17 protein-coding genes are annotated in these 26,680 nt (G+C 46.5%); 10 read left to right on the forward strand and 7 right to left on the reverse strand.

Features of this window, described 5'->3' with window-relative positions; translation table 11 throughout:
• Position 1: 1 nt before the first annotated feature.
• From HHL16_RS24580 to HHL16_RS24605, 6 genes are all read right to left on the reverse strand, one after another.
• Positions 2 to 1,201, reverse strand: coding sequence for a thioredoxin family protein (locus HHL16_RS24580; RefSeq protein WP_169428105.1), 1,200 nt, complete (start codon positions 1,199 to 1,201; stop codon positions 2 to 4).
• 23 nt (positions 1,202 to 1,224) lie between these two features.
• Complete coding sequence (locus HHL16_RS24585; RefSeq protein ID WP_169428107.1) at positions 1,225 to 2,604, reverse strand: RagB/SusD family nutrient uptake outer membrane protein; 1,380 nt, start codon at positions 2,602 to 2,604, stop codon at positions 1,225 to 1,227.
• Positions 2,605 to 2,616: 12 nt separating this feature from the next.
• The gene (locus tag HHL16_RS24590) at positions 2,617 to 5,967 is read right to left on the reverse strand and encodes a SusC/RagA family TonB-linked outer membrane protein (protein ID WP_169428109.1); all 3,351 of its coding nucleotides are present in this window, start codon (positions 5,965 to 5,967) and stop codon (positions 2,617 to 2,619) included.
• Between the two features lie 26 nt (positions 5,968 to 5,993).
• Entirely contained in the window at positions 5,994 to 6,974 is a 981-nt protein-coding gene (locus HHL16_RS24595) for a FecR domain-containing protein (protein WP_169428111.1), read from the reverse strand.
• Positions 6,975 to 7,035: 61 nt separating this feature from the next.
• Positions 7,036 to 7,626 carry an RNA polymerase sigma-70 factor gene (locus HHL16_RS24600; protein ID WP_169428113.1) on the reverse strand — a complete coding sequence of 197 codons (591 nt, stop codon included), beginning with the start codon at positions 7,624 to 7,626 and terminating at the stop codon, positions 7,036 to 7,038.
• Positions 7,627 to 7,895: 269 nt separating this feature from the next.
• Positions 7,896 to 8,645, reverse strand: a complete 750-nt coding sequence (locus HHL16_RS24605) for an NUMOD4 domain-containing protein (RefSeq protein WP_169428115.1) — start codon at positions 8,643 to 8,645, stop codon at positions 7,896 to 7,898.
• A gap of 578 nt (positions 8,646 to 9,223) precedes the next feature.
• Here HHL16_RS24605 and HHL16_RS24610 point away from each other — a divergent pair.
• The 4 genes from HHL16_RS24610 to HHL16_RS24625 all read left to right on the forward strand — a co-directional run bounded on the left by HHL16_RS24610 (position 9,224) and on the right by HHL16_RS24625 (position 15,362).
• The gene (locus tag HHL16_RS24610) at positions 9,224 to 10,498 is read left to right on the forward strand and encodes an NAD(P)/FAD-dependent oxidoreductase (protein ID WP_169428116.1); all 1,275 of its coding nucleotides are present in this window, start codon (positions 9,224 to 9,226) and stop codon (positions 10,496 to 10,498) included.
• A gap of 220 nt (positions 10,499 to 10,718) precedes the next feature.
• On the forward strand, positions 10,719 to 13,574 hold the full coding sequence (locus HHL16_RS24615) for a TonB-dependent receptor (RefSeq protein ID WP_169428118.1): 2,856 nt from the start codon (positions 10,719 to 10,721) through the stop codon (positions 13,572 to 13,574).
• A gap of 28 nt (positions 13,575 to 13,602) precedes the next feature.
• Positions 13,603 to 14,664: a phytase gene (locus HHL16_RS24620; RefSeq protein WP_169428120.1), complete on the forward strand. Its 1,062-nt coding sequence runs from the start codon at positions 13,603 to 13,605 to the stop codon at positions 14,662 to 14,664.
• A gap of 122 nt (positions 14,665 to 14,786) precedes the next feature.
• Positions 14,787 to 15,362 (forward strand): DUF6252 family protein, encoded by a 576-nt coding sequence (locus HHL16_RS24625; RefSeq protein ID WP_169428122.1) that lies wholly within the window; start codon positions 14,787 to 14,789, stop codon positions 15,360 to 15,362.
• A gap of 11 nt (positions 15,363 to 15,373) precedes the next feature.
• Here the strand turns inward: HHL16_RS24625 and HHL16_RS24630 are convergent, their stop codons facing one another.
• Positions 15,374 to 17,113 (reverse strand): hypothetical protein, encoded by a 1,740-nt coding sequence (locus tag HHL16_RS24630; protein ID WP_169428124.1) that lies wholly within the window; start codon positions 17,111 to 17,113, stop codon positions 15,374 to 15,376.
• Between the two features lie 106 nt (positions 17,114 to 17,219).
• Between HHL16_RS24630 and HHL16_RS24635 the strand changes: the two genes are divergently transcribed.
• The 6 genes from HHL16_RS24635 (at position 17,220) to HHL16_RS24660 (ending at position 26,672) form a co-directional block, all read left to right on the forward strand.
• Positions 17,220 to 18,182: a DUF2157 domain-containing protein gene (locus HHL16_RS24635; protein ID WP_169428125.1), complete on the forward strand. Its 963-nt coding sequence runs from the start codon at positions 17,220 to 17,222 to the stop codon at positions 18,180 to 18,182.
• Positions 18,166 to 19,230 carry a DUF4401 domain-containing protein gene (locus tag HHL16_RS24640; RefSeq protein ID WP_169428127.1) on the forward strand — a complete coding sequence of 355 codons (1,065 nt, stop codon included), beginning with the start codon at positions 18,166 to 18,168 and terminating at the stop codon, positions 19,228 to 19,230. The genes HHL16_RS24635 and HHL16_RS24640 overlap by 17 nt, the downstream gene beginning before the upstream one ends.
• Positions 19,227 to 19,709, forward strand: a complete 483-nt coding sequence (locus HHL16_RS24645; RefSeq protein ID WP_169428129.1) for a GDYXXLXY domain-containing protein — start codon at positions 19,227 to 19,229, stop codon at positions 19,707 to 19,709. Before HHL16_RS24640 ends, HHL16_RS24645 begins: the two co-directional genes overlap by 4 nt.
• Before the next feature lie 86 nt (positions 19,710 to 19,795).
• Positions 19,796 to 22,957, forward strand: a complete 3,162-nt coding sequence (locus HHL16_RS24650) for a carboxypeptidase regulatory-like domain-containing protein (protein ID WP_169428131.1) — start codon at positions 19,796 to 19,798, stop codon at positions 22,955 to 22,957.
• A gap of 90 nt (positions 22,958 to 23,047) precedes the next feature.
• Complete coding sequence (locus HHL16_RS24655; RefSeq protein WP_169428132.1) at positions 23,048 to 24,145, forward strand: AraC family transcriptional regulator; 1,098 nt, start codon at positions 23,048 to 23,050, stop codon at positions 24,143 to 24,145.
• Between the two features lie 139 nt (positions 24,146 to 24,284).
• Complete coding sequence (locus tag HHL16_RS24660; protein ID WP_169428134.1) at positions 24,285 to 26,672, forward strand: TonB-dependent receptor family protein; 2,388 nt, start codon at positions 24,285 to 24,287, stop codon at positions 26,670 to 26,672.
• Positions 26,673 to 26,680 lie beyond the last annotated feature (8 nt).

The following is a 26,680-nucleotide window of genomic DNA, read 5'->3' on the forward strand; positions in this document are numbered from 1 at the left end:
TTTAGAGTTTTTCAATTTTGTCGATGATCGCCTGCGCCAGTTTCTGAATTTTGGATGTTTCCAGATCTGCGAGCTGACGTGCTTTCCGCGCTGCTTTCAATCCTTCTTCTTTGTATCCGAGTACATAACAGGCTTCAGCAAGTGTAGCCTGATTGCTGTATTCTTCAGGTTCGAGCATTGCGGCGAGTCTTGCCATTTCATAACATTGTTTTTGCACTGCCGTGTCGCCATTGGACATATAGCCTGCGCGGCGGGCAATGAAACTGAGATCATCAGGATTATTGCGCAAAGCTCCTGCCTGTGCAGTGCGGGCGGTTGCGAGAAACGCTTCTGTGTTCTTGTTGGTGAGATAGTACTCCACCTGCAGCATCACAGCGTTGCGTTGCGCCACTGCGCTGGTATCACGAAGAATAAGTGTGAGCTTATCGAAAAATGCTTTGTCGTTTTTGGAACGGATCAGTCCATACATGGTAGAACTGGCCAGCTGACTGAGTTTGGTGCGGATCGACGCCTCATCTGCAAATGCTTTGAATGATTGCTGATGGGCGATGAAGTAGCTGCCCAGTTTATCTTCTTCCTCACGCGCAAAGGTTTTAATGATGGTCCAGCCGAGTGGGGAATTCAGCTCTTCTTCTTTCACACGGGTGATAAGTTCGGTACGCACCTTATCGAACTGGCCGCCGTTTACGCGTTGCAATACAATTGCATAATCGGTGAGCAGCTGAAGGGATCGGTCGCCTGCATTGAATTTCTTTTCCATGGCAGCGAGTGTGCTTCCCGGATCATTGGCGCGTTTGGCTTCGGTAAGGAACTCCGCCACACTCATTTTCGATCCGGTGCGGTGAATCTGATTGCCTTTGGCATCGAGAAAGAGATAAGTAGGGAAGCTGGTTACTTTGTATTTTTCGCGCAGCGCAATACCTTCTCCTTTCTCCATATCGATTTTGAAGTTGATGAATTGTTTGTTGAAATACTGATGTACAGTATCGTTCACAAATACAAACTTCTCCATCCATTTGCAGGGAGCACACCAGCTGGTGTAGCAGTCTACGAAAACAAGCTTGTTGCTTTTCGCAGCGGCCTGCAACGCTTCGTTAAAGCTTTGATTGGTGAACTGAATGGTGTTCTTTTCCTGAGCAAAAAGGGAGATGCTGCTGAAGATCAGCAGCATCATCCCCGGTACGTTTTTGAAAACTGACATACGGGTAATTTATTAAGAGAGATCTAATAATCAGGGTTCTGCGCCACCAGCCCTTTGGAAAGTTGTACAGACATTTTGGGAATAGGCATAATATACCTGCTCGGAGAAATTACACCGGGCCTGATGTTTTTGATAATGATATCGCCGAGGCTTGCATAACGAACCAGATCGAACCACTCTTCTCCGCTTTCAGCGCCCAGCTCGCGAATTTTCTCACCACGGATCAGCTGCAGCAGTTCAACGGGATCATCACTGGTGAATTCAGCCATTTCTACCCGTTTGCGAACAGCATTAATGGCATCTCTTGCATCCTGCAGATTTCCATTGCTGCGCACAACGGCTTCTGCACGGATAAGATACATTTCTGCCAGACGGAGAAAGTATTCGGTATCTCCACTAACTGCCTGCCCTCCAGGGATAGTATTGTTGGTGAACTTTCTGTTTCTCAGAGCGCCTGAAACTGTTGTAAGCGCAGCAGTATCACGGTTATCTCCTATAAGCATCAATTTGTAAAACGCTGATGGAATATAGGTAGAGCGATACATGAACGCTTTGTTGTTGCGATCAGATTTATCATCATAGGGTAGCTGAAACATGGCCTCCAGCGGCGAGAAAAATATCTTCTTGCTCCAGATATCAGAGAACTTGTTTTCAAGTTTGAAAGGACCTTCATCGATCACTTGTTTTGCCAGTGCGGCTGCACCTGCATAGTCTTTCATGTACAGCAGCACTTTCGCTTTCAAACCTTTTGCCGCCTGGCGTGATGCGTATAAAGTTTTTTTGAATGAAGGAGCTTTATTGATAGCCTCATCGAGATCAGACAGAATCAGATCATACGCTTCTTTTACGGTGCCTCTTGGAGACGGTTCAGCTGATTCTACCGGAGCAGTTTTCAGTACGATGCCGAATTTGGAATTCAGATCGTAATGCTGGGCAAACATCCGGAGCAGATAGAAATTGCAGAGGGCGCGGAGAAATTTCGCTTCTCCCAACACTTCATTCTTGCGAACATCCGGAGTTTCGATCTGAGGTACGTAAAGTATCAGATAGTTGGTGGCATTTATTACAGCGTACAGTTTGGTGTAAACTGCATCGAGCGTATAGTTGTCGGCGCTTGTTTCGTTATTGGAGAAACTGATCTCAGAAGATCCCCCCTGAGTTCCCGGCGCCATGGTGCCACCAAGCAGGCAGGCAGTTCCTGGATAGTATACATTTATCTCGAGGCCTGTTTTCAGCTTGCTGTATGCTCCAATCATCGCGCTGTTGGCCTGCGAAATATTTCTGATGGCCTTATCTTCCGGCAGTTGATTCACAGGATCAACATCTACCACATCCACCAGGTTGCAACTGGTAATGGAAAAAAGTGTGGCGGCAATACCTGCTATATAAATATGCTTTAACATGATTATTTCAGTTTAGAAGTTAGCAGTAAATCCGATTGTAAAGGTTCTGGTCAGTGGGTAGGTATTGCCATCCACTCCCTGCGCAAAGTTGTTGGTGCCCGCTGAGTTCACTTCAGGATCGAGACCTCTGTATCCGGTAAGTACAAATACATTGCTTACAGATGCATAAGCCCTTACACCAGTAAGGAAAAGGCTGCGAAGGAAATTGTTGCGCAATTGATAGCTAACCTGCACATTCTTCAGTTTGATGAATGTGCCATCTTCAATAAACAGATCAGAAGTACGGCTGTTTTTGTTTGGATCTCCCTGTGCCATTCTTGGAACCCAGGTATTGGTGTTTTGCGGAGTCCAGGCATTTAAGATATCTGTAGAATAATTGTTGTTATTGGTAGAGAAGATCATCATGTCTTTCAATCCGCTATTCCAAACTTTATTGCCAATGGAGAAGTTGAAGAACATGCTTACTTCGAGGTTTTTGTAGCGGATAATATTGTTCCAGCCACCATAAAAATCAGGTTCTGATTTTCCGATGTATGCGTCTCCGTCATCTACAGTGATCTGTCCGTCTCCATTGATGTCTACGAACTTATAATCGCCGGGTCTTGTATTAGCTGACTGATAAGCGCCTCCCGGAGCTTTTGCATTCAGGGCATCGATTTCCGCCTGACTTTGGAAAATGCCGGCTGTTTTGTAGCCGGTGAAATATCCCATTGACTGACCTTCTTCGAGGTTACGGTATCTTCCTCCGTTCAGTTTAAGTACTTTACTGCGTTGTCTGGTTATGTTGAAATCAACCAGGAAAGCAAAATCTTTCTTGTTTACCAGATCGCTGCCGATCTGCAGTTCCCATCCCTGATTCAGAAAATCGCCGAGGTTATCCCACTGCTCTCTTCCTCCGGTTTCACGAATGATGTCTTTCTGCACAATCATTCCGTTGGTTACTTTTCTGTAGTAGCCTACTGATCCGCGGAGTTTGTTATTGAAGAGGTTGAAGTCGGCAGCGATATCCAGCTGATTGGTTGTTTCCCATCTGATGTTCGGATTGGGGATTTCAATATTGGAGACGCCGTTGGATCCTCCATAAAAATTACCTGCCCCGAAGAATACATCCCAGATGAAATCGGCGAAGTTGGCTGAACCGGATTTACCATAGGATGCACGCAGTTTCAGATCTGTAACAACTTTATTTCCCAACAGAAAATTCTCTCTTGAAAGGCGCCATGCAACTGCACCGGAAGGGAAATAACCTGTACGGTAGTTGGGACCGAATTTGGTAGAGCGGTCTGTACGTCCGGTGAAAGTGAGGTAATATTTTCCGTCGTAATTATAGTTTGCTCTCGCAAAGTAAGAGGCAATACCACTATTGGTTCCCCCACTTTTGTAGATAGAGATAAGATCGGCACCACCGAGATGATTCAGTACGTTATCGTCATTGAAATTGGTGGATTCAAGCTGTACGTAGTTAGATCTCAGTGAAGAGAATGAAGTTCCCAGCACTGCATTGATACCGTGCATTCCAATACGGTTGTTGTAGGTGATCGTATTATCGAACACTGTTGTATTGGTATTGCTGATATAGTCTCTTCTGGAACCTTTTCTTTTGTTGTAGGCTTCGAACACATCGGTTGAAGGCACATATTCTTCACTGGTTCCTTTGAGAGAGGTTACTGAGAACGCAGAACGGAACACCAATCCTTTCAGCAATTCCAGTTCGCCAAAGAAAGAGGTGAGGATGGTTTGGTTCTTCAGTTTATTGGGCTGCAGCATGCGTGCAACTGGGTTGGAAATTACACTGTCTGGTGACGCGCCATAATTTCCTTTCGCATCATAGATGGGAATATCCGGGCGATATCTTACCAATGTGTAATACTGGCCGGTGCCTCTTCCATTGGTTTCATTCACACTGAAGTTGATATTGGTTCCAAAGCGGAGTTTTTCAAACAGGGTACTTTCGAGGCTCGCTCTGAGGTTTTGTCTGGAGAAATTTGTTCCGATGATTGCTCCATTGTTTTTGGTAAGTCCTCCTGAGAATGAATAGAGTGTATTTCCACTGGGACTGCCACCGCTGATATTGAGATAAATATCATTTGAGGTACTCGTACGCGTAGACTCGTTTGCCCAGTTGGTGCTGGCGCCGGGATATGGATTGAAGTTTGAAGGCAGTTTATCTGCCCCATATGCATCAGTTACCAGTTTATGATACTGATCTGCATTCAGCATGGTGTATTCCTTTACAAACTTATCTGCAGCTGTATTTACATTGAAGGTGATATTAGGCTTCTCTCCTTTCTTTCCTTTTTTAGTGGTAACCAGCACAACGCCATTGGCGCCTCTTGAACCATAGATGGCTGTTCCCGATGCATCTTTCAGGATGTCGATGCTTTCAATGTCTTCTGAATTGATGCTGGCAAGCGGAGATATCTTATTGCGCGTACCAGAATTGTAGACTTCATTTCCGTAGCCGTCACCCACTTCCATGGGAATTCCGTCGATTACATAAAGTGGTTCATTGCTGCCGTTTGCTGAAGTGGCGCCACGAACACGAATGGTAGCAACAGCACCGGGGGCACCGGTGGTTTTAGTTACGAGTACACCAGCTGAACGGCCGGCCATCATAACATCGAAAGTGCTTGCATTCATTTTGTTCAGTTCATCTCCTTTGAGTGAACTAACAGAGCCGGTTACATCCTTACGGCTTACCTGCCCATAACCTACTACCACTACGCTTTCCAGCTGCTTGTTATCTTTTTTCAGAATTACGTTCAGTGTATCATTCACTACAGGCACATCCTTTGCCTCAAATCCGGCGGATGAAACATGCACCAGATTTCTGCCGGCAGGGATCTTTATCTGAAACCTTCCTTCATTATCTGTATACACTCCTTTGAATGATCCTTTCACTTCAACGGAAACTCCGGGGATTCCTTTGTTGTCTTCATCCACCACTCTTCCTCGTACTTCATTGTCTTTCTTCTCTTTTACAATGGAAGTTGTTTTTGCAAAAACCACCAGACCATTGTTCACTTCCCGGAATTGCAGATTGGTATTGAGCAGCAGTTTTGTGATAATCTCATCTACAGCTGTTTCTTTGAAGCTCAGATCGTTGATAGTGTATTTAGACACTTCATTTTCATTGAATGAAATGCTCACACCGCTCTTCAATTGCAACTGTTTCAAACATTCACTGAGCGATTCGTAATTGTAACGGATGGTTACTCTTTTGTCGCGGATACTTTGTGCAGCTGCCTGCTGCGCAATCAGCAGCAGCATAAGCAACAGGCCATTTCTGATAGCCGTAAACTGTTGCCGGAAGCGGGTTACAGGGCCTCTACCTTCCCTGAAGGTACTTTTCGGGTTGTGCATACTCACGAGTAGTTTTGGTTAAATAATTACAGACAGCCTTCGCCGTCGAGATAAATGGTCTTATTTCTGATACTGTACTTTACGTGATTGATGAGTTTCAGCAGATCGAGCACTTCTTTCAGCGGATCTTTATCGCGGAAGTTGATGGTGTTCTTGCATTGAGCCAGATCCTTATTCACAAATACCACCTCATAGTCGTATACATTTCTGATGTACACAGCCAGCTCTTTGAGTGAGATATTGTTGAGGTAGATGCGGCCATTTTTCCAGTCGTTCGCTTTGGCGGGGTCGATGGTATCGATGCTGTACCGGTGATTGTTGCGGCTATAGGTAAGCACCTGATCGCGCTGCAGATTTTCGTGGCATTGCAGGGAGTCGCTCACCGCTACTTTTCCGTTGGTTACTGCCACTTTGATTTCGCCGAGCTGCGGGAATGCCTGGATATTGAATGCAGTGCCCAATACTTCCACCTTCAGTTCATCCACCTGCACCATAAACGGGTGTTGAGTATCTTTCGCTACATCGAAATAGGCTTCCCCATATTCGAGAATTACATTGCGGTTGGCATCGAAGCTGTTGGCGAATCTGATCTTGGAATGAGCGTTCACCCAAACCTTCGAACCATCCGGGAGTGTAACAGCTTTCTGCTGACGCTGTGTCTGAACAATGGTGTAGCTGATGGGTTTGTCGGCGCTCCGGCGATTGAGGAAAATGCCGAGAGCCGCCATTCCGGCGATCAACACCAGTATGGCGGCAGCCACTGTCCACGGTTTCAAAAGGGTACGAACCGGCGCGGCAATTGTCTCGTCGTGCATTTCCGTGGTCTGGGATAATTGTGGTTTCAGCGCTTCCCAGGCCAATAGTTTATCGGCTTCCATTTCTTCCGCTGTAACGGGAATGGAGTATTGCAGGGACTGGTACCATTTTTCCAGAATCATTTCTTCTTCGGGAGAGATAGCTCCGCCAGCCTGCTTATTGAGCAGGTAATATATATAGTCGTTGTGCAAGGTTGCAGTTTGTTACTGTGTAATTACAGATGGCAGTACCGATAGTACCATCGGAAAAAAATTATTTTTTTTCCAGCATCGTCAACAGGATAATAATCAGGATAGAAGGCTCAATTCTGGCAGCAATGTATTCTTTCACCTGGTCGTTGGCGCGGTACAGCTGATTCTTCACGGTTTGTACCGACACATGCAGGTTTTTGGCAATTTCAGCGGGGGACAATTGTTGTTCTTTATTCATCCTGAACACCAATTGCATTTTTGGAGGAAGTTGGGAGATGGCTTCTTCGATCAGTTTTTTCAGTTCGCCTGAAGCCAGTTTTTCGGCCACGTCGTTGGCAGCGCCGGTGAACCGGCCTTCCATGTCGCGGATAAACTGCTGTCTTGTTTTGGTGCGGGCATAATGGTTGTAGATCCTGTTTTTAAGGCAGGTGCTGAGCCAGGGGAAGAGCGAAGTTTCGCTCCGGATCGACTCCCGGCTGGTCCATAAGCTGAGGAAAACTTCCTGAACGGTATCTCTGGCCTCTTCGCGTGAAGGCAGTTTGGTAACTGCGATGGCATACAGCATTTCCCAGTACTTATCAAAAAGTATCTGGAACCCTTTTACGGGATCCTGTTGCAATAACTCCAAAGCGTCCTGGTCAGAAAAGTTCATGGAATGCACTTCGTCAAGGGGCAATTTATAAAAATTTACTCTCCCGGTATACCCCGGAACAATTGATTCACATGGCAAGAAAAGGTCTAATGGATCGATAAGGCGGGATAAAATACGTGCCGGTGCACGTTGATACTGCTAAGATAGCATAAAAAAAGATTGGCATACGTTATTATGCCTTCAAAAGAGTGGCAGGTAGGGATGAGATATAGGTATAGCACCAGAGCACTCCGGAATTCCGGTGTGCTCTGGTGGTCGGATGAGACCAGTTACACAGCATGTTCTTTGAAGAAAGGAGATTGTCTGCCTCCCTTGAGCTCGCGCACATCTATTCTCGGGGATTTTCCGAAACGCCAGAGATAGCCACCGGCGCTGATTGCATTGCCGCGGGCCACCTGCAGAATATTGCTGGCATTGCCATCTGTGCTTCGTGCTGCTTCGCGGGCACTGGGATAGCTTTGTATCTTCTTGCCCCGAAAATTGTATTGCGAAACGGGCCGCATTCTTTTGGCGCGGGCCTTCTGCAATCTGTCGAGAATTTGCCGGCGCGTGAGCTTATGCAGCGGAGAGGGAGACCGTCCCAGCTCCTTGATCCTTTTCTGCTTTTCGCTGAGCGTGGCCGAACGGAGATTCTGTGGAGCAAGATTGAAAGAGTTATTGTCTTTGTAGAAAATAACAATGCTCTTGTCTTCGAGATCCATCTCTTTCACAAAACAATGATACACCAATCGCGCAACTGTATACCGGTAACGAACGCCTTCTACAGTAAGGGTGATGCTGAGATACGATTTGAAATCGCCCTTGAATTCGTTCTTATGTCGGTGAACATAGGGCTTCATAATCATGGGGCGCTCATGATAGATCACTCCATTTGAATAAACTGCTTCGTATGCCAGACGCTTTACACGCCCTCTGTTGGAGATCTTGAAATATCCTTCAAGTCCGGGGATGTCTTTCCATCGCTCCCCTTCCAGATTACTTAGGCTAAGGTTCAGATAAGGTTTAGATTCTCTTCTCATTGGCAAGGTTAATACCGGATATAACGGAATGCCATATCCCGGAATAAAAATACTATTTCTATCTGGTCGACTATTCAAGTGTCGACGAAAAAATTTGACATAATTCATTTCCCTCATGCGTTTGAATTTTATCAACCAACCTGTACCAATAAACGATGATGAAAGCGCGGCTGCTGCCCTATTTCGTCGAAATTGCCGTAGGCGTTTGCTGCGGTATTCCGCAATTGCTGCAAAAAGCAGCAATTGATCTCCGCAGGATGACGCATGTACATGAAAACATTAGAATATTCCGCGTATGTGCGTTTCTGTTAATTGTTTAAGTACTAACATAAGTGCAGCAAATGGACCATGCCGGGCAACTGCATGTTGTAACAAGGAGATTCACAGTACTTGTTTTGCCTCCCCGAAAACCGGTAGCGGTTATGAAAGTATCGCTGCATCTGCCTCCCAGAGACTAATCAGATGGTTATTAATCAGCATTTTATCGTATTTTTAGATCAAGTGGGAATTATGGCATCGGCGCTTCCCAATCAGCGCTGGCACGAATCTTTTGTTGAAAACAAATAAACTATTCAAGTATGGCACAAGCTCCCCGGAAAGTAGTTGTAGTAGGTGGAGGATTCGGTGGCGTTAATTTTGTAAAGAAACTGGCGAACGACGACCGGTTTCAGGTAACACTGGTAGACAAGAACAATTATCACTTCTTTCCCCCGCTTCTTTATCAGGTAGCCTCTTCTTTTATCGAGCCGTCGAATATCAGTTATCCCTTCCGGCGCATGTTTCAGAAAATGCGCAACTGCCGTTTTTTTATGGGTAGCCTGCTCAGGGTAAATCCAGATGAGAATACCATCGAAACCGATAACGGTATCCTTCCTTATGACATACTCGTACTGGCAGTAGGTGCGGAATCTAATTTTTTTGGCCTCACTAACGTACAGGCAAAAGCGCTTCCCATGAAATCCATCGACGATGCATTGCTTCTGCGGAATCAATTGCTGCTGAATATGGAAGAAGCCGTTCGGAGCAACGACCCTGAAGTGAGGGCCAGACTGCTCAACATTGTGATCGCAGGCGGAGGCCCCACCGGCGTGGAAGTAGCAGGCATGCTGGCAGAAATGGGAAGATATATCGCCCAAAAAGAATACCCCGAAATAAAAGACCTCACCTCACATATCTATCTCATCGATGCAGGATCTGCTCTATTGGGTCCCATGAGCACGAAAGCTCAAAGAGAAGCCCTCAAACAACTTGAAAGGCTCGGTGTACACGTAATTCTCAACAAAGCGGTAAAAGATTATGTGGATGGGAATGTGATACTCGCCGACGACAGCACCATTCAAACCCATGCATTGATCTGGACCTCCGGCGTTACCGGCCGCAGCATTCCCGGACTCTCCGCCGACTCCATTGGAAGAGGGCGACGTGTAATTGTGGATGCGAACAACAAGGTGCAGGGCACTAGCAATATCTATGCTATCGGAGATATATGTTTTCAGACTTCCGACCCTGCGTATCCGAACGGACATCCTCAATTGGCGCAGGTGGCTATTCAGCAAGGCACATTACTCGGAAAGAATCTGAAAAGAGTAGAGGATGGAAAGAATATGCTTTCGTTCTTCTATTACAATAAAGGATCATTGGCCATCATCTCCAAATACAAGGCAGTGGCGGATTTGCCGAAGATGTTCTTCAAAGGATTTATAGCCTGGTTCATCTGGCTGTTTGCGCATATCATACCTCTGGTGGGATTCAGGAACAAAGTGTGGCTGGCATTTTCATGGATGTTTGCGTTCCTTACCAATAACCCTACTTTGCGGTTGATCATACGTCCGAAAAAGAAAGAGGCTTCCTAGATAAAATATTGAAGAGTATTAAATGGTCGGAGATCTCCGACCATTTTTCTTTTTATACAATTGTGTTTCAATATGGCCGAAACCTCCCAGGCATGTGCAAACATCAGTTCACATTCCCCTAACAATTCCTTCAACATTGCATAACACAGCTGAGTGGGGGGCCTCCCCGTCAACTAATACCTTCGCGGCCAGAAACTCCATTCAAACCAATTTTCAGTTTATGAAACAATTGTACGCAGCTTTGGTAGCTATATTAGTTACCAGCTTCGCTATGGCACAAACTGCCACTGTTAAAGTAAAAGTGCTGGACGAACAGAATTTTCTTCTCCCCGGCGCAAGCATTCAACTCGACGCACAAAACTCCCGTTCCATCTCAGGCAATGAAGGCATCGCTACCTTCATCAATGTTGCCAAAGGGAAACATACCATCACTGTAACTTATATCGGATACAAAACATTTCAGCTCGAATTTGATTGTGCTGCCAGCATGGAACTCACAGCCAAACTGCAAGCCGGCTCCAACGCACTGCAATCGGTGCTGGTATTGGGCGATCGTCTGAAAGGACAAGCCAAAGCGCTCAACCAGCAAAAGAACAGCGATAACATCACCAATATCATCAGCTCCGATCAGGTAGGAAGATTTCCTGATGCGAATGTGGGTGATGCCCTCAAACGCGTACCAGGCATTACTATGCAGAACGATCAGGGTGAAGCACGCAATATCGTTGTTCGCGGTATGGGCCCGGAGTTCAACTCCGTTACTTTCAACGGAGAGCGCATCCCTTCTGCCGAAGGCGATAACCGCCGTGTGCAGATGGACCTCATTCCTTCAGACATGGTTCAGACCATCGAAGTAAATAAAACACTCACTGCCGATATGGATGCAGATGCCATCGGCGGATCGGTGAACCTCATTACCCGCTCTACTCCAAATGGATTCCGTTTGTCCGGTACCTTGGCTGGTGGCTTCAGCCCTATCCGCAACAATGGTTTCAACGGAACTGCCAGCGTGGTAGTGGGTGATCGCTTCTTCAAAGACAAGCTGGGAGTAATTCTCAGCGGATCTTACAACCGCAATGTATTCGGATCGGACAACGTGGAATCCGTATGGCTGAAAGACGCCAATGGTAAAGTGTTTGTGGGCGATCACGATCAGCGCGTATACAACGAAATGCGCATCCGCAGAAGTACAGCGGTTACCGTAGATTACAAGATCAATACTCTGCACAGCATTTCTCTTACCGGCAGCTACAACTGGCGTGATGATAAAGAAAACCGTTTCCGCCTCCGCCATCGCTACCGTGGCAACTTCGACAAACCCAATCCCGCAGACCTGATCTACGACGACAAAGGAGAGATCGCCGGTTATAAAAATGCTGAAGTAATTCGCCAGACAAAAGGTGGACTGGATAACGGCCGCAACGAAAACCGCCGCCTCGAAGACCAGCGTGTTCGTTCGCTCGCACTGAAAGGAGATCACCTCTTCGGAAGACTCCGCAGTACCTGGAGTGTACAACTGGCCAAAGCTTCAGAAGAAAGACCTAATGAAAGATACATCGCGATGGGCCGCAGAAACATCACTGTTAATCAGGATATCACTGACCCAGAACGTCCATTTACATCAGACAATACACCCCTCACTTCTTACAATCGTTTGGGTGAATTGTCGGAGCAGTTCCAGAAACAATTTGAATCTGATCTGAATGCCAAACTGAATTTCGAATACCCGCTGAACATCTTCCCTAATCAGAAAGGAAGCATCAAAATCGGCGGACGTCTCAGAAGCAAGAAGAAAGAGCGCGACAACACTTTCTTCAATTACACTCCGGTAACTTCATTCGGCGATATCACCAAACTGCCGCTGATAGATGAAACCAACAGCGATTTCTATCCCGGAAGCAAGTATGCAGCCGGACAATTCATCGATCCGAAATACCTCGGTAACCTTAAATTCAAAGATGCTGCACAGTTCAAAGAAGCCGATGCACCGGATGAATACGTTGCTACCAATTTCAAAGCGAGAGAAACCATCACTGCAGGTTATCTTATGCTGAAACAGGATATCACTGAGAAATTCTCTGTAAACCTCGGCGTTCGCGTGGAGAACACCAGCATCGACTATACCGGCAATATCGTTGAAGACGAAGAAGAGCTGAAAGGCCAGAACAGCCTGAAATTCGATTACACGCATGTTCTTCCTAATCTCAACCTGAAATACCGCTTCAGCAACTATTTCGTGGTAAAGGCAGCATACACAGAATCGGTTTCACGTCCCAAATACTTTGATCTTGTTCCTTACATGCTCATCAAACGTGGTGATGGTGAGCTTCAATCCGGCAATCCCCAACTCAAGGTAGTTACCTCAAGGAATGTCGATCTGATGGCTGAATACTACTTCAAAACAGTTGGCCTCGTTTCAGGTGGTGTGTTCTTCAAAAAACTCGATAACTTCTTTTACAAGCATATCGATCCTGCATATACCACTGAAAAATTCGCAGCAGACTTTCCGAATATTGCCAACCCAATTCCTGCGGGCGAAAGCTGGACCTACTCTCAACCCCGCAATGGCAAAGGCGCCGATGTATATGGATTTGAAGTGGCAGTACAGCGCCAACTCGATTTCCTCCCCGGCTTCTGGAAAGGATTTGGTGTATACTTCAATTACACCTACACGCATTCAAAAGCAAAAGGCCTTGTGAGCGTAGATGGAAAAACAACACGCAACGACGTGAAACTTCCAGGCGCAGCACCCAATATGTTCAATGCCTCACTCAGCTATGAGAACAAACGTTTCTCTGCGCGTCTCTCTGCCAACTACACTTCTTCTTATGTTGACGACAGCGATGATGGCGGTTACAACGCAGACAGTTTCTACGACAGATATTACGATAAACAATTCTTCCTCGATGCAAACGCATCATACGCCATCACCAGCAGATGGAGAGTATTTGCCGAGGCCAACAACCTCACCAATCAACCTCTCCGTTATTATCAGGGTGTACAGGAAAGAACTGCGCAACTCGAATTCTACGGTCCTAAATTCACCACAGGTGTGAAGTTCGACCTGATGAAATAAGTTACATTTATCGTTGAAAAATTAGTTGATGAAGCACACATTATTATCCATACTCGCAATATCCTTACTCGCATGCGGACAGCAGAAGAAACTGTCAGCAAGTACAGATCCCAATGCGGTGAAGCCGGCAGTAGTCACTGAAAAAGTGATGTTCGATACAGATGATCCTGCTATATGGATTCATCCTGCAGATAAATCAAAAAGCCTGATCATCGGCACCGATAAAGAAACCGGAGGCGGCCTCTATGCTTTCGATCTCAACGGAAAGATTGTGAAAAAGGCGCTTGGACTGCAACGCCCCAATAACGTAGACATCGCTACCGGCGTGGTTCTTGGCGGAAAGGCAACAGATATCGCTATCGTTACGGAACGCGAAACAGACAAACTTCGTTTCTTTTCACTTCCCGATCTGCAGGAGATCACTGCCGGCGGACTCGAATGCTTCGCAGGCGAAGCTGCACGCAAACCCATGGGAGTTGCCGTGTACACACGTCCATCCGATAAGGCAACTTTTGTGATAGTGGGAAGAAAAACAGGCCCTTCAGGCTCCTATCTCTGGCAATACAGACTGCTGGATGATAAAGGGAATATCGCCCTGCAACTCGTAAGAAAATTCGGCAACTACAGTGGCAAAAAAGAAATAGAATCCATCGCTGCCGACAATGAGAACGGATACATTTATTATTCCGACGAACAGGCCGGCATTCACAAGTACTACGCCGATCCTGCAAAAGGAAATGATGAACTCGCGTACTTCGGTCAATCAGATTTCAAATCGGATCTCGAAGGGATTTCTTTCTACAAATTCCCTGACGGAACCGGTTACATTCTGGTTTCCGACCAGCAGGCAAACCGTTTCAATGTGTATGCACGTGAAGGCAGCAAAAGCAACCCGCATGAGCATACGCTGATTGCAAGCATCCCAACTTCTACCATGGAAAGCGACGGCAGCGAAACCAGCTCCGTGAGCCTTCCCGGATTTTCAGGAGGTATTTTTGTAGCCATGAGTACAGACCGAACATTTCAGTTCTATCGCTGGACAGATATTGCGGCTAAAGCCGGACTGAAAGTACTCACACCAGCACAGTAAGTTTTGTTTTAATAACCATAATCATTGCAGCCGCTCAATTCTTTGAGTGGCTTTTTTGTTGCCACGAAACAGCACCACATCGGTGATATTTGAATATCTTTATTGTAATACAAACCAGATCCATGAGCAATAACCTGAAGACATTTGTGGCGATCCTTTCGGTCTTACTGATCTTCATTCTGATCGCCTGCGGCAGCAATGGCATCGGAACAAAAGAAGATACTTCCGCCAGCACAGACCATACAGACAATAACACGGAGCATTCACCCATCAACAATACTGATTGTGTAATCAAAGCCAAACTCGGTGCCCGCGACTGGACTGCACACTCCGTAATCGTCAACAGAATCGACGAACATCTCACCATCAGCACCAGTGGCGACGGCAATGAGCAGGAAATTCACAGCCTGCAGATCATGATCCATAATTTTACTGGTCCTGGAACATACACTTACAAAGGTGATGGTGTGGTAACATTTTCGGTTGGATTAACACAGACAGACAGTTATGTTACAACGGGAAAGGATGATCACGGAACCATCACTATCACAGAATACGCGCCTGATAAATTCAAAGCCAGTTTCAATTTCAAAGCAAGCGACAGCGACACCATGGGCCAGCCTATCGAAGTAACGGGTGGCGAAGTATCCATAGAGAAAGGCGCCTGCACTATTCAGGAGATCATCAATAAGAAATGAACATTCCCAGTTTATACGTGAAGATCTTCGAGCAGCTGCAGATAATCATCCCATTTGTCAACTGATACACCGAGGCCATGGTTGAGATTCAGTTGTGTTATTTCGGCTCTCAGTTGCTGCATCGGAAATTCATTGGCCAGCGCCAGCAGGTCGATGCGCATCAGCACTTCTTTGGTGAATGTTCTCTTGGCATCGGCAAAACTCACTGATTGCAGAAAAAGCTTTACAGGTGCGGCATTCAGCAGAATATAGGTGAACGCTGCAAAGTCCGCATCATCGAAACCGAGCATATAACAGGTATCATCCAGCATCAGCGGTTTTCCGTTTTGCGGCAACACCAATGTAAAACGGAACGATTTGTACAATCCGGAGATAGCAATTTTATAGGGTCTGAAAGAATAGGAACCGATTCCAAAAATGGAGAAGGGGGGCCTGTTTTTGTAGATGGATGATTTTCTTCCATCGAGCAGCTCTCTGTATCGATTGAGATATTCGAATGTATTTGGATAAGCGTTTCGGATATAACCCGTATCTGCTCCGGGTTTCTGTTGTGTAACAATGGTGAATTTTCTGGCTGCATCCACCACGCGCTGTTGAAGATCGGAGCTTTTGAGCAGTCCGTACACGAGCGGCTCTTCGAGCGGAAACAGCTCCTGTTTTGCATTGCGGAAGAGTCCGGCTTCCTGCTCGAATTCCATTACAGTGGTGCAATCGTGTTTCAGTCCCTGCCGCCACTCGAAGGGAGAGAGCCCATCGATATAACTGTGCTGGATATAGGTATCGAGGTTGGACACATATTTTTCTCCTTCCCATCCGAAAATATTCAACTGTGTTTCCGGAGAATAGAATGCGTATTGCGAGCAGGTGAAAGAAGGCGCTTCATTGAGTTTGAAGCAAAACAGCGATGCTTCTGCTTTTACATCAAACTCACGCTGGCTGTTGATCTGGTACTGCCGGATGTCTGCAATGGGATGCCGGTATTTTTTCTGATCGCAAACGATATTCCGGATCACGGAGTTTTTGATCAGCAGGGCTACCTGTCCTTTTCTGTGCTGAAATGCCCGAACCAGCATCAGCACAATATTTTCCGCGATATCGAAATTACCCTTGCCTGTTACGGCATCGATACCATTGAATTGTTTGAAATTCGATTTTGCAGGAAGATTGTCCGATTCGAGACTGCCCAGCATCGCATTGGTAACCCATGGTGGATTGCCCGCAACGAGCACTGTTTCGTGAACATCATCATTCAGTGTTTCGAAGTCGAAATCGAACACATTGGTATGCCAGATGCTGATTGCAGGTTTATGCGCATCGGGATGATGCAGAAAGTGATCGATCAGCGAGAATTTCGTTTCCCACACATAAGGCCGGTAGATATCCAGTGCATGTATTTTTTTGAGCAGCGGGAATTCTTTCAGTGCGGCAAGAATAAAATGTCCTTTGCCACAGGTGGGTTCTACAAAAATATCCGGTTGTGCTGTTTCACGGCCAATCAGCCGAAGCACCCGCGCAGCGAGCTCAGGAGGTGTTTGAAAATCACCAAACTCTGTCCTGTCCGGTGTTTCATGATGCAGAGATTGCTGCTGCAATGCCGCACAGGCCTCCTCCCACTCTTCTGCAGATCCGAAACATTCACGGATACCCGATAGCTGCTGCACCATGGCATTCACTGCATCAACCTCAGCAGTGCAATGGCTGCTAAAGAGTTGCTGAACAAGGGCGGGCATATGGGCTCCGAAAACGATCATTCCATCAGACGGTTTAACTCAGGCAATATTATGGCAAAGTTACCTCAGAATGATGCAGGCTTGCAGAAAATACCGATATTGGACCTATTCATCAAAATTTTAGCGGATGACCCATCCTGACAGGGAAGACATTCACCTTATCGGAAGCTACAGCGACCTCACTGCCGGAGATACCAACAAAGCGCTGCACACCTTCGTGTACAGCGACAAAAATGCCTGGCAGAAATTTCTGAAGATCTTTTTCCTTACCCTCGGCACCGGCTTCTTTGTTGCCGGCGTAATTTTCTTCTTTGCTTACAACTGGAATAATCTCCACAAATTCATCAAGATCGGAATTGCGGAAGGGCTGGTGATACTGCCCATTCTGGCCGCAGTATTGTTCAGCAAGATGAACCCGATGCTGCGCAAAACTCTCATCACCGCTTCGGCAGTTTTTGTGGGTGTGTTGTTCGCTGTCTTCGGACAGGTGTATCAAACCGGAGCAGATTCATTCGATCTGTTTTTCAACTGGACGCTCTGTGTTACCATCTGGGCCATCGCCGCAGGCTTTGCGCCACTATGGCTGATATGGATTGTATTGGTGAATGTCTCATGGGGATTGTACAATACTCAATACGGTACGGAATCATCCATGTTGTCTTTCATGCTCGGTACATTTATTTTCAACAGCCTTTGTTTGATTGTAACACTGTCGCTGAAGAAATCTACGGAGCATCGCATACCTACCTGGTTTGCAGTAACACTCGCACTGATCGTAGCTTACTTCGTAACTACAGCTCTTGCATACAAATATTATGACAGATCAGGCAATCAGATTGTGATCTATTTTGTACTGGCTGCGCTGTTGTATTCGTGGATGGTATGGTACAGCATCCGCAACAAAACCATCGTTTATCCGGCTATTGCCGGAGCGAGCACTATCATCATCATCACAAGCAGAATTATCAGTGACAGCTGGAGCGCCGTTGCGCTGCTGCTCGCCTGTCTCTTCGTTGCCGGAAGCATCACTGGCCTTGTAATAGTATTAATGAAACTTCAAAAAACCTGGGCCAATGAGAAAAACAGCTGAGCTCCCGCAATTGCTTGAAACAATACAACAGTTCACCGGCAAGCCATTGCAGGTGAAAGAAGAAGCGCTGAAGCAGGCTTACGATAAAGCAGCTGCCAATCGTTCCGGCATTGCCATCAAAATACTGGTGGTAATCGGTGGTATACTTTCCACCATTGCTTTCATTGGATTTCTGCTGGTTGCCGGGCTCTACGAATCCGAGCAGGGTCTGCTGGTTACCGGCGTACTTTTTCTTGCCGGTGCATTGATTACGCAGGCAGTGGTCGATCACCTTTTTCTCGATACACTGGCAGTTACCTTTTATTTATCGGGCGTTACGCTTTTTGCCTTCGGCCTTGGTTTTTCAGCAAGATCGGAGGACACCGTTTGCATTGCCCTGATAGTAGTTGGCCTCATCTCGATGGTGATTGCTCAAAGTTATATGCTCGCCTTTTGTGCAGCGTTACTCATACTCGGAGGCAGTTATGCGATTATACTGATCCACTCGGACGGCGGGTTGATGTCGGTCTACAACACCGTACTGATACTGGCTTTCACGGCTTTTGTGCTGCTCGAAGCGCAGATCATCAACATTCATCCCAAGGTCTGCAAGATCTACAACCCGATTCGGATCGCCATGCTCTGTACACTGCTGGTTACTCTCTACATGGGTAACGAAAGATGGCTTGCCAGAAATCAGCAATACCACTGGATGCCTGCACTCGCGGCCATTTTGTGTACACTCTCACTGATGCCTTTTATCTGGAAAGCACTGAACATTCAAAACATAGCGATACGCGTAGCGATATTTCTTGCAGCTGCATTGGTACTCGCGCCAACATTCTGGGCGCCCGGCATTGCTGCTGCCGTGTTGATTGTCCTCATCAGTTTTCTGGTGAATTATAAAACCGGCATCGTGCTCGGATCTGTAGCGCTTATCGTATTTGTATCGGAATATTATTACCATCTGGCCATTAACCTGATGACGAAATCCCTGGTGATGATGGCATCGGGTGTATTGTTCCTGCTGTTCTACATTCTCTCACGCAAACAATTATCCAAACCATGAAAAAATATCAGCTGATACTAATTGTAGTGAACCTGTTGATAATACTGGCATTCTTTCATTATACGATGAACAGGAAGGAACAGACACTTTCAAACGGCAAACTGGTATTGCTGCCGCTGGCTCCTGTAGATCCACGCTCACTGATGCAGGGAGATTACATGGATCTCCGCTATGCAATCTCCACCGAAATGCCAGACAGTTTTCCCGTGAAAGGTTATTATGTGGTGGAACTCGATTCCGGCAACATTGCCAGAAAAGTAAGGATACAACCCAATACCACTCCACTTCAACCCAACGAATACCTGATCGGCTATCGTAAAGAAAGCTGGCGTCACTCTATCGGAGCAGAATCTTATTTCTTTCAGGAAGGCGAAGCAGAGAAATTCGAAGCAGCGAAATTCGGAGGATTGCGAATCGATGATAAAGGCAACAGCGTGCTCGTTGGACTCTACGACGATCATCGCAACCTCATCAAATAGCTAAGAATGGGGATAACAATTATGGCTTTTTCTTAACAATTAATATTAAAGAAATATTGCGTTTATAGTTTTGCCGGCAAAACAAAATGCGAAAAAAGGCTCTACTCTTCTACCCCTTTCTCTTGCTGTTTTGTTTCTTTACCGGTGATATATATGCGCAAACTACTCAGGCGTCATTTACTGGTAAGGTTACAGACCCGGAAAACAATCCACTTTCAGGCGCCAGCGTTCTGGTTAAGAACGAATCAACTGGTTTCTCTGCTTCCACAGTTACCAATGCAAAAGGAGACTATGTATTCAAGGAGCTTCCACTTGGCGGCCCTTATTTTATACAGGTGAGCTATGTAGGCTTCGCCGATCTGAAAAAGCCCGGATACTCACTTAATCAGGGCGATGTATTCACTGTTAACTTCGAGCTCTTCAGCAAAGCCAGTGAATACAGTGCAGTTACCGTTACCGCCAATCGCGGGAAAGGCAGGATCGAGAACCTGGGAGCCGCTACAGCCGTGGGTTCCAGACTTATGACCAAAATGCCGATCAACGGAAGGAACTTCTCTACACTCATGGATCTTTCCCCGCTCAGCAGAGGTAACAATATCGCTGGCCAGCTCGGATCATCTACCAATTTCACCATCGATGGTATGACAGCGAAGAACCCTACTTCGGCAGGTGCAACTACCAGCCGCAGCGGTGCTCCCTACTCCATCTCCATCGAAGCAGTTCGTGAATTTAAAGTGGTTACCAATCAGTATGATGTTACTTATGGCCGCGCAGGTGGCGGTACTGTAAGTGCAGTAACCAAATCGGGTACCAACACACTCACCGGTTCGGTGTTCGGATTCGGAAGAGCCAACTGGTTGAGCAGCCCCTACGATATGCGTGGCAACAAACGCAATAACGACTACTCCACTTATCAGTTTGGTTTTTCACTCGGTGGTCCCATCATCAAAGACAAACTCCATTTCTTTCTGGCCTGGGATCATCAGCAGGATCTTCGCTCTCTCGTGATTGCCGATATCAAAAAAGCAGGCGATGACGTTACTTTCAAAACAAGCACCAAGAGCCTTGATTCCGTGATCAAGATCGGTCGTCAGCAATATGGCCTCGGTTCTGAACGCCAGTACGGTTCATTCGACAAAACCAGAAAATCAGATGCTGCTTTCCTGCGTCTCGACTGGCAGATCAATCCTAAGAACCTGCTGACCCTCCGCAACAACTTCACCAACGACAACAACAAGCTGGGACTGATCGACAATACAGCCATCAACCTGTATGAATCAGCCGGTAACGATTTCAACATCGACAACAGCTTGCTGATCACACTCCGCTCGTCAATCAATTCGAAACTCACCAACGAACTGAAAGTGCAGCACCTCTACACCTGGCAGAGCAGTGAGCCCGGCGATATTCTTGGCAAATCGAATATCCCCAGAGTGATTGTAGACCGTGTTCCTTCAGGAGTATTGAGCGATGGAAAATCTTATACCACCAGCGTTCAGTTCGGCGGACATCGTTTTGCACAGGAAAACTTCCGCAATAACGTATTTCAGGTAGTGAACAATCTGTACTACAACACCAACGCCATCCGTTATACATTCGGTGTAGACTTCATGTACACACGCGCCACATCGGTATACGGCAGTGAGGTGAACGGCCGTTATCACTACGATGGATTTCAGAATTTCATCGACAATAAACCTGATCGTTTTTACCGCGAAGTGCCCATCACCCCCGATCAGGCAGTTACTTCGAACATCTACAATATTGGCTGGTACGGGCAGATGCAGACCAAACTCGCAAGAGGCCTGGATATGACCGCCGGTCTGCGTTTCGATTATGCGATCTATCCTTCTTCACCATTCAATCAACTGGTGTATGATGAACTGAAGATCCGCACCGACAACAAACTCCGTTCGTTCATTGCACAACCCCGCATTCAATTTACATGGGATGTGAATGAAGAACACAAGAACTACATCCGCCTCGGCGCCGGTGTGTTTGCATCGGACATCAACAACTACATGGTGATCAACAATCTCGTATTCGATGGCAAACACCTCGCAACTGTAGATGTAAGATATCCGAATGTGCCTGCTGCAGATTTCAATGCAATCCGCAAAAACCCAGCTCTGACGCCTACTTTCGACAGTTATCAGATCCCAACCATCAATACCAATGGTGAAGATGTGAAGATCCCTGTGGTGTACAAAGCCAATATCTCCTACACACGTTTCATCACCGAAAAACTGAAAGTTGGCATCAGCGGTTTTGCTACACTCGGAAGAAACAACTATCTCTATCTCGACAGAAATATGGTTACCACACCTTTCTTCAAACTCGCGGATGAAGGCAACAGAGGAGTGTACGTACCACTTAGTTCCATGCCATCAAACGGCAGTGCCGACTGGACCAAAGGCCGTATCAGCAACAAACTCGGACGTGTACTCGAACTGAACAGCACGGGTAAAGTAAATCAGTTTGCCCTTGTACTCGACGCAACCTGGAATTACTTCAAAGATGGTGAAGCATCGTTCAGCTATACCTGGAACGATACCAAAGACAATATCTCTTACAACGGTAACGTAGCCAACACATCCACTTTATCATTGCCAGTGAAAGACGATCCCAGAGATGTTAGCGCAATGACCTATTCAGACAATCAGTTCCGTCACAAGATTGTGTTCTATGCTACCTCTCCTTCTTTCAAAGGATTCAGCGTAGGTGTGCGTTACTCAGGAATCGGCGGCACAAGATTCAGCATGCTTTCCGGTGTAAACAGCAATGGCGACTTCGTATCGGGCACCAACGACCTTGCTTACATCTTCGATTTGAAAGGTGGAAGCACTCCTCAGAATATCAAAGACGGATTACAAGCCATCCTCAACAACCCAATGGCAGCGCAGTCTTTCAAGGATTACATCAACAAATACAACGGCAAACTCGCCGAAAGAAATGGAGGTGTAAACGGATTCTACGGAACGTGGGATCTGAGAATAGCCAAGAAGTTCGGTCTGTCGAAAAAGAACAAGACCCATGGCATCGAGCTGTCGGCCGACATCTTCAACCTGGAGAACCTGTTCGACAAATACTCTGGCGCTTCCAAAAACTTCGGTAACCAAAGCCTTTATGGGGTGAACAACTTCGATAACGTGGCTGGCCGCTTCAACTACAAAATGAATGCAAGCGGAGTGGTTACACGCGGAGGTGATCCTTATCAGATCCAGATCGGATTCAGATATACTTTCTAATGCCTAAGATAACAATCACATCGAAACCCGGCCTTGTGTCGGGTTTTGTTTTTCTTTAAACCGGAAAATATTAGCTTTACGATACCGCCTATGAGTATCGGTCAGCAAATACTGTTTTTCATCAGCATACTGGGAGCCTTCAATGGTTTGGTTCTTGGTTTTTATTTATTGTTCAGCAAAAAAAACCGCTCTCTGCCCAGTCTGTTGCTGGCAGCTCTGTTGCTGGTTACCAGCATAAGGATTGCCAAAACGGTTTTTGCGAGCTTCAATCCCGGTTTACCGAAGATCTGGTTGCAGATAGGTTTATCAGGATGTTTTCTCATCGGTCCGGCATTGTTCTTCTTTTACAGGTCGGTTTTCAATAAGGTAACGAAAGTGCCAGTCTCGTGGAAATGGGTGTGGGCGGGCCTTCTGGCCATCATATTTGTTGCGGGGGCTATTGTTCCGTATCAAACCTATCCTGTTATCTGGAACAAATACTTCGCAAAGATCATCTATGCCGAATGGACTTTGTTCGTACTGGCCACTACCTGGATAATGATCCCATCCATCAAAAAATTCCTTGCCCGTGGCGTGGTACTGAACAGCAGTGAAAAATTCCTGCTGCTGGTTTTCCTCGGCAACTTCACCATCTGGTTTGTGTATGTGGTTGGCCTGCCGAAGGGATTGCTTGGATTCTGCCTCGCCGGCGCACTCACGCTTACGCTCTACCTGTACATTACGCTGATCTTTTACTCATCGGATAAGAGCGTGCGCAATCTGCTGAGCGGCAGCGAAGCAGAGCCTCCGGTGAAAACCGAAAAACGCAGGATCGCAGAGCAGGATGCCAGCATCTGGATGGATAAACTCGAAAAAGCCATCCATTCCAAAGAACTCTACAAAGACCCCAATCTCAAACTGAATGATCTGGCGCAGCAGATCAATATTCCCGGCCATTTATTATCGCAGTTACTCAACGATAATCTCGGCAAAAGTTTCTCCACCTATATCAATGAGTTCCGCATCAGGGAAGCCTGCAATCTGATCGTCTCCAACGACAGGCTCACTTTTGAAGCCATCGGGTATGAGGTGGGATATAATTCAAAATCCACTTTCTACACAGCCTTCAAAAAAGTAACAGACACTACCCCGGCGCTATTCAAGGAAAGTCTGGAGAACGGCAACGCAACCACACCCGTTCAGTCATGATAAGTTTCATTGCCGGCTGTTCCGGTCGGCCATCAAAACCCCGTGCATAGGGTTCGGATTTATAAAACCGTACTCCTGAATTCTCAATACAAGACCTCCCAAATCCGCATCACGACTAGGTTTGCAGAAACTTATCTGCATGACCATCGTTAAGCCCCTGTTGCTGGCAATTCTGTTGCTGTTTGCCCGGTTCTTTGCTTTCAGCCAAACCCTGAGAGGAGTTGTGAAGGATGAAAAAGGATTGCCGGTTACCTCCGCCACCATCGGTTTATTATCCCTCCCCGATTCGAGTCTGCTGAAAGAGCAGGCTACCGACACTGCCGGAAAATTCCAGCTCTCCGGAATTGGTTCCGGAAAGTTTCTTCTGCGGACAACCGCCATCGGGTATTTGAAAAATGAGCAGGAAGTAAATCTGGCCACCGGCGCTTCCTCCCTCGATCTCAGTATTGTATTGCAGGCTGGTTCCGATATGTTAGGCGCCGTAGTGGTGAGAAGTGCAAGACCGGTTTTTCAGCAGGTGGCAGACAGGCTGGTGGTGAATGTGGCAGGGAACAGTTTCTTCAAAACATCCTCCAATGGTTTTGATATCCTGCGCAGAATTCCGGGGCTGGACATCTCCTCCGAAGGTGTGTTGCAGATGAATGGCCGCACCACTCCGGCAATCTACATCGATGGCAAACCGGTACAGATGAGTGCCGAAGAAATTCAGCAATATCTTCAGACCATCACTCCGGATATGATCGCTTCGGTGGAAGTAATTTCCAATCCCTCCGCCCGGTTCGACGGCGACCAGAAAGGCATCATCGACATCAAACTCAGGCGCAACAATCAGCTAGGCTGGAAAGGGCTCATCACAACATCCTATCAGCAGAATAATTACACACTCTTCGACAACAGTTTGCTGCTGACTTACAAAACGTCCAAACTTGCGTGGACGTTCAGAGGAGCGTACACAGGTGGCACAAGAATCTATCGTTACACATCCGATCAAAGGCTTGCCAATACCAATTTTCAGCACACCAAAAATGCGATCGCTACCGGCAACAATATCACAAATTTGCAATTGGGCCTCGATTACAGCCTGGCGAAAAACCAAAGCCTCGAACTGGTGCTGCGCACCACGCAGAATCACAGGGACATCAATGCATTCGGCACAATCGATCGCCGCGATTCCGCAGACAAAAATCAACTTTGGCTGATCGGCACATACAACACATCAGCCCCATCTCTGAAAACCTATGGAGGAAATCTCAACTACAGTATCCAGAAGGGGCACACAAGAATACAATGGCTGAATTCCTTTCTCCAACTCAATTCCCGGCAGAATGAAAACATCATCAGCTGGTATTCCGACAGCAAAGAATTATACCAGCATTGGAAATCCGATCTCCGTCTCGATAACAAACTGGCAGCTTCTCAGCTCGATCTCACCACTGAAATCGGAAAAGGGAAATTCAGTGTAGGAGGAAAATTTGCTTACACGCGCATAGAGAATTTCAATGAATACGACACATTGAACAAGGAGCAGGTCTTTGTGATCGATGCCGGTCGCACCAACAGTTTCAATTACACGGAGTACATCAGTGCGGGTTATCTATCCTATGAACGTGCAATAAAGAAGTTTACGATTACGGCCAGTTTCCGCGCAGAAAATACCCGCACTATTGCAGATGCACTCACCAGCAAGGAAACCACCAAACGAAATTATTTTTCATGGCTTCCATCCGCAGGAGTGAGTTATGCGATGAATGAAAACAATTCATTCCAGCTCACCTTCTCCCGAAGGCTTACCAGACCTGAGTTTCAGGCCCTCAACCCTTTCAGGTTGTATTTCAGTCCACTGAATTATTTTGTAGGTAATCCATATCTGCAACCTGCAACCACTACATCTGTCAATGCCAGCTGGAGCAGAAAAACATTGAATATCGCATTGAATATCGGGCATGAGTCAGACCCGCTGGGCCGCTATCCGAGGTACAACCCGGAGACCAATGTGCTGGAATATCTGGGAAGGAATTTTATGAGCAGTGATTTTGCCAATCTGCAGATCAGTTATCCGCATACCATTAAGCCATGGTGGAAGATCAACCATACACTCACCGGCTATTACTCCAAAGAGCGCATACCTTATCTTGAATATGTATTTGCCAATCCGGTATATCAATTCATTTTCAATGGGAGTCAGGTTTTCACATTGCCCGGCAACTGGTTGTTCGATGTATATTACTACTACCGCTCACCATTTGGCAACAGCCTCTATACATTCAAACCGATCACCTACGTTAACCTTGGATTGCAAAAGACATGGTTCAATGGCAGGCTCAATTCCAAACTCAACTTCAATGATATTTTCGACGGGAATATGGTAACACTTACATTTCGGAGAAAGGAGCTGATCGATAACACGCTTTCACACTGGAATGGAAATAAGAAGCTGGTGCTTACACTGAGCTTCAACTTCGGGCAATCGACTTACAAAGCAAAACAGTCACGCGGCAACGAAGAAGAGAACAGAGCATCTATGTAGTACCTAAA

This window comes from Pseudoflavitalea sp. G-6-1-2 (genome assembly GCF_012927185.1).
In the GTDB taxonomy this organism is placed as follows: domain Bacteria; phylum Bacteroidota; class Bacteroidia; order Chitinophagales; family Chitinophagaceae; genus Pseudobacter.

Bases quoted from the DNA above. Each gene is read 5' to 3' on its own strand.
- HHL16_RS24580 (WP_169428105.1), bottom strand. From the start codon at position 1,201: ATGTCAGTTTTCAAAAACGTACCGGGGATGATGCTGCTGATCTTCAGC.
- HHL16_RS24585 (WP_169428107.1), bottom strand. From the start codon at position 2,604: ATGTTAAAGCATATTTATATAGCAGGTATTGCCGCCACACTTTTTTCC.
- HHL16_RS24590 (WP_169428109.1), bottom strand. From the start codon at position 5,967: ATGCACAACCCGAAAAGTACCTTCAGGGAAGGTAGAGGCCCTGTAACC.
- HHL16_RS24600 (WP_169428113.1), bottom strand. From the start codon at position 7,626: ATGAACTTTTCTGACCAGGACGCTTTGGAGTTATTGCAACAGGATCCC.
- HHL16_RS24605 (WP_169428115.1), bottom strand. From the start codon at position 8,645: ATGAGAAGAGAATCTAAACCTTATCTGAACCTTAGCCTAAGTAATCTG.
- HHL16_RS24610 (WP_169428116.1), top strand. From the start codon at position 9,224: ATGGCACAAGCTCCCCGGAAAGTAGTTGTAGTAGGTGGAGGATTCGGT.
- HHL16_RS24615 (WP_169428118.1), top strand. From the start codon at position 10,719: ATGAAACAATTGTACGCAGCTTTGGTAGCTATATTAGTTACCAGCTTC.
- HHL16_RS24620 (WP_169428120.1), top strand. From the start codon at position 13,603: ATGAAGCACACATTATTATCCATACTCGCAATATCCTTACTCGCATGC.
- HHL16_RS24625 (WP_169428122.1), top strand. From the start codon at position 14,787: ATGAGCAATAACCTGAAGACATTTGTGGCGATCCTTTCGGTCTTACTG.
- HHL16_RS24630 (WP_169428124.1), bottom strand. From the start codon at position 17,113: ATGATCGTTTTCGGAGCCCATATGCCCGCCCTTGTTCAGCAACTCTTT.
- HHL16_RS24635 (WP_169428125.1), top strand. From the start codon at position 17,220: ATGACCCATCCTGACAGGGAAGACATTCACCTTATCGGAAGCTACAGC.
- HHL16_RS24640 (WP_169428127.1), top strand. From the start codon at position 18,166: ATGAGAAAAACAGCTGAGCTCCCGCAATTGCTTGAAACAATACAACAG.
- HHL16_RS24645 (WP_169428129.1), top strand. From the start codon at position 19,227: ATGAAAAAATATCAGCTGATACTAATTGTAGTGAACCTGTTGATAATA.
- HHL16_RS24650 (WP_169428131.1), top strand. From the start codon at position 19,796: ATGCGAAAAAAGGCTCTACTCTTCTACCCCTTTCTCTTGCTGTTTTGT.
- HHL16_RS24655 (WP_169428132.1), top strand. From the start codon at position 23,048: ATGAGTATCGGTCAGCAAATACTGTTTTTCATCAGCATACTGGGAGCC.
- HHL16_RS24660 (WP_169428134.1), top strand. From the start codon at position 24,285: ATGACCATCGTTAAGCCCCTGTTGCTGGCAATTCTGTTGCTGTTTGCC.